This is a genomic window from Acinetobacter sp. 251-1 (assembly GCF_030329305.1).
Taxonomy (GTDB): Bacteria; Pseudomonadota; Gammaproteobacteria; order Pseudomonadales; family Moraxellaceae; genus Acinetobacter; species Acinetobacter piscicola_A.
The window spans coordinates 49,763-62,378 of the sequence record NZ_JACANS010000010.1; the positions used below are offsets into that span (position 1 = coordinate 49,763).

The window sequence follows — 12,616 nt, forward strand, 5'->3', positions numbered from 1 at the left end:
TCAGATCATTATGTGAAAAAAACTAACATCATGCCTAAATATCAACTTCCACCACTCAACGCACTACGCATGTTTGAAGCTGTAGCACGTCATAGTAGTTTTAGCATGGCAGCAGATGAATTATGTGTCACACATAGCGCAGTGAGTCATCAAATCAAACAACTTGAGGCTTGGGTTGGAAAAAAATTACTGATTCGTCATGCACATGGTGCAACCTTAACTGTAGATGGGCAGGCATTATTTAGTAGCTGTGTACAACTTTTTAGCGGATTAGATCAGTGCCTTGAACAAATCCGTCAACAACCCACACAACATGAGTTAGTTTTAGCTACGCCCACAAGCTTTATGGCACATTGGCTAATTCCTAAATTAGAAAATTTTGAAGCGCAATATCCTGAAATTTGCATCAAACTGATGAGTAGTAATGATCTAAAATTATTCGAAAAAAATCAAATTGATGCGTTAATTCTTAGCCATAGCCAACTGGATAAACTCCCAGAACATATTCAAAATATTACTTTATTTCAAGACCAGATCGGACCTGTGTGTACACCACAACGTGCACGAAAATTACATCACATTTCCGATATTTTTCAGCATACGCTATTACACACCCAATCCAACCAACAGGCTTGGCAACTGTGGGCGACACAACATAAACTCGATATTTCGCAAGCCAAACAACAACGCTATTTTGAACATCTCAATTTGATGATTGAAGCGGCGGCATCCGATCTTGGCATTGCCATCGCACCGCAGAGTTTAGTGGAAAAAGAACTTTTAAGCGGACGGTTGATTGCTCCATTTGGCTTTGTCGAATGTGGTTTATTATTTTCTTTATGCTACCTAAAAAAATCAATAAAAAATGAGCATATTCAATCGCTACAACATTGGCTAATCACGCAAAATTCAAGCGCATGTTCTGCTTCATTATAGTTGCCATCCCATTTTTACATGCAACCATACAACTAAAATACCGCCCACAACAGTTGAGCAAATCCATAAACATAATGCGAGTAATATTCTATAAAAAATACGCTCAATTTTATCGTATTTTTGAAACAAGTCTAATGTCGCACATAGCCATATTAAATACATCACCACAAAGAAAATGACGTTAAAAATGAGATTAAAAATACCTGAAAAATGAGGAATGATTTCATATACAGTCATAAAATCAACCGCAAACCAAATCAGCAAAATCAGGCTTGCAACCCCAAAAAATCTCAACGTCATTTTCATCTTATTTTTCTTATCATGTTAAGGTGTTAAACACGACTTAATAAGCCGCTACAGTTAAAAACATTATATTCTTTAATCACAAAACTCGAGTGCAGTGCCACGACAAACTCAATTTTACCAATCCTTTTCAGTAAAATTTCACTATAGTTTTCCATATCTTTTGCAACGACTTCGACTAAAAAGTCCGCCGACTGACCTGTTACTAAAAATGCATTAATGACTTCGGGAATATTTTCTAATTCTTCTAAAAATTTTGCAAAAGTATCGGTGTCATGTTTACTGAGTGAAACTTGTAAAATCACATGTAATTTAAAACCTAATTTCTCGTAATTAATATCACGTTTTAAATTGGTCATAATATCTGTTTCGATTAAATGCTTAATACGACGATGTACAGAACTGACCGATAAATTGATCCGCTCAGATAGCTCATTTAGATTAATATCTTCATGCGTCAAAATTTCTAAAATTTGCTTATCGTAACGATCTAGTTCCATTATTGACTCCAGCTTAGCCCGTATTTAATCATCTGTATTTTTGAATCTAATCGTCTTTTTGGATTGATTTAAAATTCATTCTGATCTTCAGTATATCGCAATGTTTCTGAGAATTTTTTTCTTATTATGTTCTTTTTAAGATAATTTTTTCCAAATTTTAATATTTATATCTCAAATACCATCGTTATAGAACACAATATGTATATGAAAAAATCAATCATGAATATTTGTGGTAGATCAAAATCATCTTAATTCAATCACATCATACTCAAAATAAAATGATCATTTTTCAAATAATCTAGTCCTGTAAGCAAAAACGCATAACTCGATTCTACGCAATTCACCCTCATATTGTTCACTGACTGACATGATGTAACGATTAGATCCCGCGCCAATCGACTCGTGCGTTCCGCTCAGTCATATAAATACGCTGTACATATTGCCCTATTGGTAAATTCAGCAACTCATTTTTATAATTTTTAACCTCTTCCGATACACTTTGCTCAGACTCAACTTCCCACGGTGTTCCATTTAAAAATAACAAGGGTGCAAGCATAGAACAGACGGCAATGTCTGCCAAACCTAAGCGGTCGCCCACCAAATAGCGACATTGATTTTCAACAAGTTTACTATTAAGTTGTTGCGTAATTTCATCGATTTTACGTTTAGATTCAGCAACTTTTTCCACATCCAATTGATAGCTTTTTGAAACCAACGTTTTTAAAATAGGTTTGGAAAATTTTTCGAATTGGCGTAAATAACCTTTTTCACCCAACATAATCTCTAAAGGTTCATCACTGGTCGATAAAGCCTGTGCTAAACCCCAACGGCGTACATGTAATCCCAATTCATTGGCAATCGCATTGATTTCTAATGCGTGTTGACGAAGTTGCGTATCTAAACGAAGCAAAGTATGTTCTGGATACTGATCATCTAAATACAATGCAATTTGGGTAGAGTCGGCAATCCAGCGCTCACCATCTTTTAAAATCGGTAGTTTATTTTGCCCTGTTTTCAATTGAGCAAATGCTCGATGCACCCCAGGCATCATATTTTGTGCTACAAAATCGATTTCTTTATGATCAAGTAACCAACGTGCTTTTTCACAGTAATGCGACAAAGGAAATTGGTAAAGGGTGCGCATATAATCTCCAAATTATTTTTTTAATCAAAGCTTTAGAATAATACCAAGCGATTACATCTACTTTAACTTTTCACTTAAAAAATTACAATGTACTTTTTGTTCAAAAAAATGGGCAATTATTCAAATTGTCATCATCAATTTATATGAGTTTAATCAATCTTTATTCTTAAATTGAATATGAGTTTCTCAACGCGACCCACTTTAATCGCTTGAAATTAATTTTCATCATACTAAACAAATACTTAACTTATAATTAAAAAATATTTTTTATGCAATTTTAATTTTAAAACTTTATTCATATAAGAATAGCATAATAGTTCGTTTAATTTTTCATGCTTTTGTGCTTAGCGTTTTGATATCTATTGAAAGGTATCGATATGACTCATATTAATTCAGCACAACTCGCACATCACATTGAAAATGATCAACAAGCGATTAACTCTGCTTTTCAAGTGGCTGATTTTGCATTGGTTGAAAGAAATATTCGTGATCAACAACGTATTTTGCCCGTTGATGTTATTGAGCAATTTAGTCAAAAAGGGCTAGGTGGAATTCGCATTGCAAAAAAATATGGCGGTGCTGAAGTTTCTAATAAAACTTTGGCGCATGTTTTTCGTATTTTAAGCAAAGCTGATGCAAATGTTGGACAGATTCCTCAGAATCAATTTGGTTTACTCAATGCCATTGAAAGTATTGCAAGTGAAACGCAAAAACAGTTTATATACAGCGAAATTTTAAAAGGTAAACGCATTGCTAACGGTGGGCCTGAACGTTATAGCAAAGACACAAAAACCATCGAAACGCGTTTAAGTTTTGAAAATGGTCAGTACCTTTTAAATGGTGAAAAGTTCTATTCCACGGGTTCATATTTTGCTGATTATTTAGCCATTCGCGCCCTCCATCCTGAAGGGCATATTGTATTAATTATTATTGATGCCAAATCTCAAGGAGTTGAAGTTGTCGATGACTGGGATGGTTTTGGTCAGCGTACTACAGCGAGTGGCACAGTTCGCCTTAAAAATGTCGTGGTCAATCCTGAACTGATCATGAATGAACACGTATTAGCAGATGCAACAAAATACCGTGGGGCCTATTCACAGCTCATCCAAGTCGCAATTGATGTCGGGATCGCAGAAGCCGCATTTGCTGAAACTATTTCTACCATTCATAAAGCACGCCCAATTGTTGATGCTAATGTCGAAAAAGCCAGTTTTGAAGCCTATACCTTACAAGAAGTTGGCAAGTTAAATGTGTTATTGGATGCTGCCATTTTACTACTCGATGAAGCCGCTGACTATCTTGATGAACTGGATTTCCTGTCACAAAGTACTGAAACAGGTATTAGTGTAGAACAAGCCAGTAAAGCCTCAATCATCGTGGCAGAAGCTAAAGTCTATGCCAATGATGCGGCACTGATCATTTCAGAAAAATTGATCGAACTCGGTGGCAGTCGCTCAAGTTTAGAAACACATAATCTCGATCAACATTGGCGTAATGCCCGTGTTCATACCTTACATGACCCTGTGCGTTGGAAATTTTATGCCATTGGTAACTACTACTTAAATGGCATCCAAAACCAACGTCATGCATGGATTTAACGGTTAAAGAATCAGGGAGAATCAAATGACCACATTTCAAAATATTAACAAAACTTTAGAAGCTCAAAATCGACCTTTTGGCAAAGCACACATCATCAAAACGGATGCAGAAGCGTTGGAAATTGCGCAACAACTCAGCCAACAATTTAAACAAAATGCGGTACTCCGTGATGCTAATCGTATTTTACCTTTTGATGAAATTGAAGCCTTTAGCCAGTCTGGTTTATGGGCGATTACTGTGCCAAAACAATATGGCGGTGCTGAGGTCTCAAGTCTTACGGTTGCAAAAATCATTGCATTGTTCAGCGGTGTTGATGGTTCTATCGGGCAAATTCCGCAAAACCATTTTTATGCTTTAGAAGTATTGCGCAATAATGGTACAGAACAACAAAAGCAGAAATTTTATACAGAAGTTCTTGCAGGTGCACGTTATGGTAATGCTTTAGCAGAATTTAAAACAAAAACGGCAGCCCAAAAGCATACCCAAATCACGCAAACTCAAAGTAAAAATCAGCATGGATACCTTATAAATGGTGAAAAATTTTATTGCACAGGGAGCTTATTTGCCCATCGTATCCCGACATTGGTGCGTGATGATCAAGAGCGTGAGTTTTTAGCCTTTATTTCATCGGATGCTCAAGGCGTACAACGCATCAATGATTGGACGGGTTTCGGGCAAAAAACTACAGGTAGTGGCACGGTTAAATTCAACCAAGTCTTTGTCGAAGCCGAAGATGTGGTTCGTTTTGATACTGCCTTTACGACTCCAACCCTAGTCGGTCCATTTGCGCAAATCATGCATGCAGCCATTGAAACAGGCATTGCCCGAGCTGCATTTGAAGAAACCATCGAACGCGTCAAAAAAGCGCGCGCTTGGATCGATTCCAATGTTGAACGTGCTGACCAAGACCCACTGACCATTTATGAAATTGGTCGCATTGCTGCGGATGTACGTGCCAGTGAAGTTCTATTAAAACAAGCGGCACAATCAATAGATGTGGCGAAACCAAACCCTACTGAAGAAAATATAGCTAAAGCATCCATTGATGTTGCAAAAGTACGTGCGCACAGCACTGAAACAGCGCTCAAAGCATCGTCAAAATTGATTGAACTTGCAGGTAGCCGCGGTAGCCAACGTACCGATGGTTTAGATCGTCATTGGCGTAATGCCCGTGTGCATACCCTACATGATGCATCACGTTGGAAATATTATTTTATTGGTAACTATATTTTGAACAATATCCTTCCACCACGTAGAGGGACATTGTAATGACGCAATTAAATCAGACTCCCGAAAATCATAACTCGAAAAAACAGATCCTACTCAATGCATTTGATATGAACTGTGTAGGTCATATCAATCATGGACTATGGACACATCCACGAGATGAATCACATCGTTTTAATGAACTGAATTATTGGACTGATCTTGCTAAAACTTTAGAAGATGGTTTATTTGATGGCTTGTTTATTGCCGATATTACAGGAGTTTATGATGTCTATCAGCATGGCATTGATTTAACTTTAAAAGAATCGATTCAATTACCAAGTCATGATCCTTCCACCCTGATTTCGGCAATGGCAAGCATCACTCAAAATCTTGGTTTTGGTGTTACGGTGAATTTAAGTTATGAATCGCCTTATCAATTTGCACGGCGCTTTGCGAGCTTAGATCATCTTACACAAGGTCGTATTGGTTGGAACATTGTCACAGGTTATTTAGACAGCGCCGAACGATTAATTGGTCAAAAAGGTTTAAAAGACCATGATCTACGTTATGAACAGGCTGAGGAATTTTTAGAGCTTTGCTATAAGTTTTGGGAAGGTTCTTGGGAAAATGATGCTGTCTTAAAGGATAAAACCAATCGTATTTTCACTGACCCTAGTAAAGTTCATCAAATTCAACATTATGGTAAGTTTTACCAAAGTGAAGGCGTATTCCAAGTTTCACCATCTCCACAACGCACGCCTGTTTTATTCCAAGCAGGTGCTTCACCACGTGGCTTGGCATTTTCAACCCGTCATGCGGAATGTGTATTTATTGGCGGTGATCAGCCTGAAAAGATTAAACAACAAGTCGATAAAATCCGTGAATTGGCAGTACAACAAGGGCGAAATCCTGAAGATATTAAAATCTTTGTTGGTATCACCGTGGTTACGGCAGAAACTGATCAATTGGCGCAAGAAAAATTAGCAGAATATGCAAGCTATGCAAGTCCTGAAGCAGGTTTGGCTCATTTTTCAAGTTCTGTGGGTATTGATCTTTCCAAATATGCAGATGATGAAGCCATTCCCTATCAACAAACCAATAGCATTGCGTCAGTAAATAACAAGTTTAAGGAAAATAAGATCACGCCCAATGATCTAAAAGCACAGCATAAACTTGGTGGTCGTTATCCTTTGATCGTTGGCAGTGGTGAAACTGTAGCAAAACGCCTAATCCAACTGATTGATGAAACTGGGATTGATGGCTTTAACCTAACACGAACTGTCGCACCTGAATCTCACCATGATTTTATTCGATTGGTGATTCCTGAACTTCAACAGCGTGGCAGATTCAAAACTGAATACGCCAGCGGAACATTAAGAAGCAAAATTTTCAATCACGGCGATCATTTAACAGCACAACACCCTGCCTCACACTTTCGATGTCAAAGCTCAACCGATAAACAAAACACCGAGCCAAATTCGGTAAATGTACATAAGCAAAGTGCTTAATTTATTTTTTTCATTCGATTTTTAATTTATAGATTTAACACATTTCGGGGAACTTTATGACTCAAACAAATTCTTCTATACACAATAATGCATCCAAGAATAAATTTATTATTCTCGGCATTATCATCATCGCAGTGATTGCAGGGCTTTTCTATTGGAAGCATCATAAAAAAGCAGGCTCAGAAGAAATCACTATTGGTATTAGCCCGCCTTTTGCTGTGCCTTTACAAGTTGCTGTAGATGAAGCAAAACAAAAAGGGATTAATGTCAAACTGGTTGAATTTTCAGATTGGAATACACCCAATATTACGCTGAATCATGGCGATATTGATGCCAATTATTTCCAACACCAACCCTTTTTAAGCAATGCGCTGAAAGAAACAGGTTTTAAACTCAAACCGATTGCAACAGGTGTTGCAACCCATGTCGGTTTATATTCTAAAAAGTACAATTCTTTAGACGCTGTACCTGAGAATGCACGTGTGGTTATTCCAAATGACCCAGTGAACCAAGGTCGAGCATTGTTACTTTTACAACAAGCAAAGCTGATTACACTCAAAGATCCTGAAAATCATTTGTCGAACTTACAAGACATTACAGCGAACCCTAAACATTTCAATTTTATCGAAGTTGAAGGTCCACAAACTGCCCGTGCCGTAGATGATGCAGACCTAGTATTTAGTTATCCACTTTATTTACGTCTTGCTAAAACCATTGATCCAAATAAAGCTCTCCTTTTAGATGACAATACCAATACCCGTTATGCCATCTTGTTTGTCGTAAAAGATGATTATGAACAAACCCATCCTGAAAAAGCTGAACAGCTCAAAGAATTTATCAAGATTTACCAAACTTCAGACAAAGTTAAACAAGCTTTGAATGATGATGTTGGTGAAAAACTTTGGTTTGCAGGTTGGAAATAAGATCATGTCGCAAACATCTAAAGCAAATTTAAAGAAAATCCTGATTGGCGTTGCTGTCATAGTTGTTATATTGGGTTTAGCTGCCTATCGCTATACCCAAAAGACGCAGCAAGATAACGTACTTACCATTGGTATTAGCCCGCCTTATGCAGAGCTTTTACAAACCGTTGCTAATGAAGTTGAAAAAGATGGTATTCATGTCAAATTGGTAGAGTTTTCAGATTGGCAAGCGCCCAATATCGCGGTTCAAAACCGAGATATTGACGCTAATTTTTTCCAACAAAGTGTATTTTTAAAAAATGCCATTAAACAAACCAATTATGACTTACATGCTTTTGGGGTCGGAAGTGGTAGTCATGTCGGTTTATATTCAAAACAATATAAATCTTTAGATGCATTGCCACAAAATGCACGTGTGGTGATTCCAAGTGACCCTGTAAATTCTGCACGAGCACTGATTTTGCTAGATCGAGCTGGACTTATAAAAATCAAAGATGTAAATAACGAACTTTCAACCCTACAAGATATTGTATCCAATCCTAAACAATTGAAATTTTTAGAAGTTGAAGGTCCTCAAACCGCTTTGGCTTATGACGATGCAGATTTAATTTTCGGCTTTCCTCACTATTTAAATATGGCAAAAAAAGCTGATCCACATAGCGCATTATTTTTAGACCCTATTGATAAAAAATACGCCATTCTTTTTGTAACGCGTACCGATTATCAAGACCAAAATCAAAAGTTAGAAAAATTTATTCATGCTTTCCAAAACTCACAAAAAGTCCGTGAAATCTTAGATAAAGATTTCGGAAAAGATATGTGGTTTGCAGGCTGGAAATAAGGAGAATTAAAATGGTGAGTTTCGGTTCAAAGGTGGATTTTTCAGTTCCACATATCAAAATCCGTGATTTAAATAAATTTTATGACGGACAAGATCAACAGATCCATGCGCTAAAAAATATTAATCTCGATATTCCCCAAGGAAAAATTTTCGGCATTATCGGTAAAAGTGGTGCAGGAAAATCCTCACTCATTCGCACATTAAATGGTTTAGAACGTATTTCTGAAGGCAGTATTCATATTCACCAACAGAATTTATCTGAACTGAATCATGCTGAACTCATTCAAACGCGACAAAAAATTGGCATGATTTTCCAGCATTTCAATCTAATGTCAGCTAAAACAGTGTGGGAAAATGTTGCACTGCCTTTGAAAATTTCGGGTGTAAATAAAGTTGAAATAGAAACACGTGTCAATGAAGTTTTAAAATTGGTTGGCTTAGAAAATAAGGCACATAACTACCCTGCTCAATTATCTGGTGGTCAAAAGCAACGTGTTGGTATTGCACGGGCACTGGTACATCACCCTGAAATTTTACTTTGTGATGAAGCCACCTCCGCACTTGATCCTGAAAGTACTTCGGTGGTTTTAGCTTTATTGAAAAAAATCAATCGTGAACTCGGTATTACCATCGTTTTAATTACCCATGAAATGCAGGTGATTCGTGAAATCTGTGACCAAGTTGTGGTGATTGAACATGGTGAAATTGTGGAATCAGGTCAGGTCTGGTCAGTATTTTCAAAACCACAGCAAAAAATCACACAAGAACTGCTCAATCTTGAACAATTGGATTTACCCTTCCAAGTGAGTCGTGACTTACAAGAAGATTCAACACATCGCATTTTAAAACTACGTTATGAAACCGATCCAAAGCATTCACCCGATTTAACCAAATTGTTTCAAGTTTTTGAAAGTTCAGTACATTTGTATCAAAGCCATATTGACAGCATACAAGGACATTTGATTGGCACGCTCATCGTAGGTATTGCTCAAACCGATCTCGATCTTGAATTTTTACAAGAAAAATTAAAACATGACATCGCACAAATAGAGGAACTAGGCTATGCACGACCAGCTCATTGATTTATTACTCACAGGTACGATTGATACCTTAATTATGGTCGGTGTTTCTGCATTGGTTGCCTTTTTAATCGGCTTGCCTTTAGCTGTGATTTTGGTCAATACCTCTGAACAAGGCATTTATCCATCAAAAAAAATTAATCATGCTTTAGGAACTGTGATTAATATTACTCGTTCAGTGCCATTCTTAATCTTAATGGTGGCTTTAATCCCTTTGACCCGTTGGATTGTCGGTACAAGTTATGGGGTTTGGGCGGCGGTTGTTCCACTGACTTTAGCAGCAACACCTTTCTTTGCACGTATTGCAGAAGTGAGTTTGCGTGAAGTTGACCACGGCTTAATTGAAGCAGCACAAGCAATGGGATGTAACCGCAAACAAATCATTTGGCATGTATTACTTCCTGAAGCCTTACCTGGCATTGTGGCAGGTTTTACCGTAACCATCGTCACCATGATTAACTCCTCAGCGATTGCAGGTGCAATTGGTGCAGGTGGTTTGGGTGATATTGCCTATCGTTATGGCTACCAACGTTTTGACATACAAATCATGGTTGCAGTGATTGTCGTATTAGTGGCGTTGGTCATGTTGGTTCAAGCGTTTGGAGATCATTTGGCGGGTCAGTTGGATAAAAGGAAGGTTTGATTTTAGATTGCTCATCTATTTGTTTAAAGATACATTAGATGAGCAACTATTTTGATTAAAAAATAACGCAATCTTTGAATATAAATGACGATTACCCTATTCAAATAGGTTTCTCCTCCTTATACAGAAAATGATTTATATGCAACGGATTTATTAGATCGAGTTTGTCAGTTAACATAAAAGATAAACGTGATCATTCATCAATATTTCCCGTTGAGTTTTTGATGATCGGCTCTAAATAATAGTTCAGCAAATCCAATTTCGAATCATCTAAATGTGTTTTGATTTGATCAACAACCTCAATAAATTCAGCCAACGGAATCACTTTTAAAAGCTTCAAATAATATTGATCAGATGCATGCGGAAGTGTTTGTAAATAATATTCCAAAATCGCCTTACGTTCGAATTTCTTCCATGTATCACTAGCAATTAAAAAATAGGCAATATAATAATCTTTGGCACTGATTGGGTAATGCTCAAAAAGCCACTGCAAACGTGAAGAACGCTCTACTTTGCGAAACTCCAATTTTATTTGTTCGATGTATTCCTGCAAATTGAAAGTCGCCATTTTTATATACGCAGCCCTGTGTCATTTTTTGAATGCTTTAAATCTTAAGTCTTAGACCTGACTTTGTCATGGCTTTCATGTAAAATCATCCACAATTTTTAGATAACACTTTGTGAGTCATTTCATGGGTTTTAATTGCGGTATTGTCGGCTTGCCGAACGTTGGTAAATCTACACTTTTCAATGCATTGACTAAAGCTGCTATTGCTGCGGAAAACTTCCCATTCTGTACCATTGAACCGAACACAGGCATCGTACCTGTACCAGATCCACGTTTAGACAAATTAACAGCGATTGTAAAACCACAACGTGTCATTCCTACAACAATGGAATTCGTTGATATTGCAGGTTTAGTTGCAGGCGCATCTAAAGGTGAAGGCTTAGGTAACCAATTCCTTGCCAACATCCGTGAAACAGATGCTATTGCACACGTCGTTCGTTGTTTTGAAGATGAAAATGTGATTCATGTGAATGGTAAAATTGATCCTTTGGATGATATTGCAACCATTAACACAGAGCTTGCACTTGCTGACTTAGACACAATTACCAAAGCAATCACACGTTTAGCAAAATCTGCAAAAGGTGGCGATAAAGAAGCAATCGCGACTAAAGCTGTTTTAGACAAAATCCTGCCTTTACTAGAAGAAGGTAAACCTGCGCGTGCAGCTGACTTAGATGACGATGAGCGTAAACTTGTGCGTGGTTTTGGTTTAATGACTTTAAAACCGACCATGTACATCGCTAACGTTGCAGAAGATGGTTTTGAAAATAATCCACATTTAGACGCTGTTAAAAAATTAGCAGCTGAAGAAAATGCAATTGTGGTTCCACTTTGTAACCAAATCGAAGCTGAAATTTCACTTCTTGAAGATGAAGATCGTGCTGAGTTCCTTGAAGCTTTAGGTATGGAAGAGCCTGGATTAAATGTCGTGATTCGTGCAGGTTATGGTCTTCTTGGCTTACAAACCTACTTCACAGCAGGTGTACAAGAAGTCCGTGCTTGGACAGTGAAAATTGGTGCAACTGCCCCTCAAGCTGCTGGTGTAATTCACACTGACTTTGAAAAAGGCTTCATCCGTGCTGAATGTGTCGCTTATGATGACTTCGTTCAATTCAATGGCGAAAACGGCGCGAAAGAAGCAGGTAAATGGCGTTTAGAAGGTAAAACATATATCGTTCAAGACGGTGATGTATTACACTTCCGCTTCAACGTTTAATTTCCCAAGCACTCATTTTGTCTTTAAAGCATCCTTCATGGATGCTTTAATTTTTAAATCCTTAAAACAAACTTAAGCAACTGTAATATATAAAATTTTCAATATAATTAAACAACAATATATAGCTAACACCCTACATTCATTTAT

13 protein-coding genes are annotated in these 12,616 nt (G+C 37.3%); 9 read left to right on the forward strand and 4 right to left on the reverse strand.

The features are described 5' to 3' along the window. Positions 1-12: 12 nt before the first annotated feature. The gene (locus tag HX129_RS09780; protein ID WP_286434686.1) at positions 13-936 is read left to right on the forward strand and encodes a LysR substrate-binding domain-containing protein; all 924 of its coding nucleotides are present in this window, start codon (positions 13-15) and stop codon (positions 934-936) included. Here the strand turns inward: HX129_RS09780 and HX129_RS09785 are convergent. The 3 genes from HX129_RS09785 to HX129_RS09795 all read right to left on the reverse strand — a co-directional run bounded on the left by HX129_RS09785 (position 931) and on the right by HX129_RS09795 (position 2,883). After that, positions 931-1,242 carry a hypothetical protein gene (locus tag HX129_RS09785; RefSeq protein ID WP_130073294.1) on the reverse strand — a complete coding sequence of 104 codons (312 nt, stop codon included), beginning with the start codon at positions 1,240-1,242 and terminating at the stop codon, positions 931-933. The two genes, HX129_RS09780 and HX129_RS09785, sit on opposite strands and share 6 nt — an antisense overlap. Positions 1,243-1,268: 26 nt before the next feature. Further along, positions 1,269-1,739 (reverse strand): Lrp/AsnC family transcriptional regulator, encoded by a 471-nt coding sequence (locus tag HX129_RS09790; protein WP_065993943.1) that lies wholly within the window; start codon positions 1,737-1,739, stop codon positions 1,269-1,271. 379 nt (positions 1,740-2,118) lie between these two features. After that, positions 2,119-2,883: a glutathione S-transferase family protein gene (locus tag HX129_RS09795; protein WP_130073293.1), complete on the reverse strand. Its 765-nt coding sequence runs from the start codon at positions 2,881-2,883 to the stop codon at positions 2,119-2,121. Between the two features lie 377 nt (positions 2,884-3,260). Between HX129_RS09795 and HX129_RS09800 the strand changes: the two genes are divergently transcribed. From HX129_RS09800 to HX129_RS09830, 7 genes are read left to right on the forward strand one after another with little or no spacing between them, the layout of a single operon-like run. Beyond that, the gene (locus HX129_RS09800) at positions 3,261-4,481 is read left to right on the forward strand and encodes an SfnB family sulfur acquisition oxidoreductase (protein ID WP_286434687.1); all 1,221 of its coding nucleotides are present in this window, start codon (positions 3,261-3,263) and stop codon (positions 4,479-4,481) included. A gap of 25 nt (positions 4,482-4,506) precedes the next feature. Then, positions 4,507-5,751, forward strand: a complete 1,245-nt coding sequence (locus HX129_RS09805) for an SfnB family sulfur acquisition oxidoreductase (RefSeq protein WP_286434688.1) — start codon at positions 4,507-4,509, stop codon at positions 5,749-5,751. Further along, complete coding sequence (locus tag HX129_RS09810) at positions 5,751-7,199, forward strand: LLM class flavin-dependent oxidoreductase (RefSeq protein WP_286434689.1); 1,449 nt, start codon at positions 5,751-5,753, stop codon at positions 7,197-7,199. Before HX129_RS09805 ends, HX129_RS09810 begins: the two co-directional genes overlap by 1 nt. A 56-nt stretch (positions 7,200-7,255) precedes the next feature. Further along, positions 7,256-8,122 carry a MetQ/NlpA family ABC transporter substrate-binding protein gene (locus HX129_RS09815; RefSeq protein WP_286434690.1) on the forward strand — a complete coding sequence of 289 codons (867 nt, stop codon included), beginning with the start codon at positions 7,256-7,258 and terminating at the stop codon, positions 8,120-8,122. Between the two features lie 4 nt (positions 8,123-8,126). Beyond that, complete coding sequence (locus HX129_RS09820; RefSeq protein WP_286434691.1) at positions 8,127-8,963, forward strand: MetQ/NlpA family ABC transporter substrate-binding protein; 837 nt, start codon at positions 8,127-8,129, stop codon at positions 8,961-8,963. Between the two features lie 11 nt (positions 8,964-8,974). Continuing rightward, on the forward strand, positions 8,975-10,045 hold the full coding sequence (locus HX129_RS09825; protein ID WP_286434692.1) for a methionine ABC transporter ATP-binding protein: 1,071 nt from the start codon (positions 8,975-8,977) through the stop codon (positions 10,043-10,045). Then, positions 10,026-10,685: a methionine ABC transporter permease gene (locus HX129_RS09830; RefSeq protein WP_286434693.1), complete on the forward strand. Its 660-nt coding sequence runs from the start codon at positions 10,026-10,028 to the stop codon at positions 10,683-10,685. The genes HX129_RS09825 and HX129_RS09830 overlap by 20 nt, the downstream gene beginning before the upstream one ends. A gap of 193 nt (positions 10,686-10,878) precedes the next feature. Here HX129_RS09830 and HX129_RS09835 read toward each other — a convergent pair whose 3' ends face one another. Then, entirely contained in the window at positions 10,879-11,253 is a 375-nt protein-coding gene (locus HX129_RS09835; RefSeq protein WP_130073285.1) for a hypothetical protein, read from the reverse strand. A 124-nt stretch (positions 11,254-11,377) separates the two neighbouring features. On the opposite strand from HX129_RS09835, the gene ychF reads away from it, so the two are divergent. Then, complete coding sequence (ychF, locus tag HX129_RS09840) at positions 11,378-12,469, forward strand: redox-regulated ATPase YchF (protein ID WP_130073284.1); 1,092 nt, start codon at positions 11,378-11,380, stop codon at positions 12,467-12,469. Positions 12,470-12,616 lie beyond the last annotated feature (147 nt).

Excerpts from the sequence above, each read along its gene's own strand:
- HX129_RS09800 (WP_286434687.1), top strand. The coding sequence starts at position 3,261 with ATGACTCATATTAATTCAGCACAACTCGCACATCACATTGAAAATGAT.
- HX129_RS09790 (WP_065993943.1), bottom strand. The coding sequence starts at position 1,739 with ATGGAACTAGATCGTTACGATAAGCAAATTTTAGAAATTTTGACGCAT.
- HX129_RS09835 (WP_130073285.1), bottom strand. The coding sequence starts at position 11,253 with ATGGCGACTTTCAATTTGCAGGAATACATCGAACAAATAAAATTGGAG.
- ychF (WP_130073284.1), top strand. The coding sequence starts at position 11,378 with ATGGGTTTTAATTGCGGTATTGTCGGCTTGCCGAACGTTGGTAAATCT.
- HX129_RS09795 (WP_130073293.1), bottom strand. The coding sequence starts at position 2,883 with ATGCGCACCCTTTACCAATTTCCTTTGTCGCATTACTGTGAAAAAGCA.
- HX129_RS09785 (WP_130073294.1), bottom strand. The coding sequence starts at position 1,242 with ATGAAAATGACGTTGAGATTTTTTGGGGTTGCAAGCCTGATTTTGCTG.
- HX129_RS09830 (WP_286434693.1), top strand. The coding sequence starts at position 10,026 with ATGCACGACCAGCTCATTGATTTATTACTCACAGGTACGATTGATACC.
- HX129_RS09815 (WP_286434690.1), top strand. The coding sequence starts at position 7,256 with ATGACTCAAACAAATTCTTCTATACACAATAATGCATCCAAGAATAAA.
- HX129_RS09820 (WP_286434691.1), top strand. The coding sequence starts at position 8,127 with ATGTCGCAAACATCTAAAGCAAATTTAAAGAAAATCCTGATTGGCGTT.
- HX129_RS09825 (WP_286434692.1), top strand. The coding sequence starts at position 8,975 with ATGGTGAGTTTCGGTTCAAAGGTGGATTTTTCAGTTCCACATATCAAA.
- HX129_RS09810 (WP_286434689.1), top strand. The coding sequence starts at position 5,751 with ATGACGCAATTAAATCAGACTCCCGAAAATCATAACTCGAAAAAACAG.
- HX129_RS09805 (WP_286434688.1), top strand. The coding sequence starts at position 4,507 with ATGACCACATTTCAAAATATTAACAAAACTTTAGAAGCTCAAAATCGA.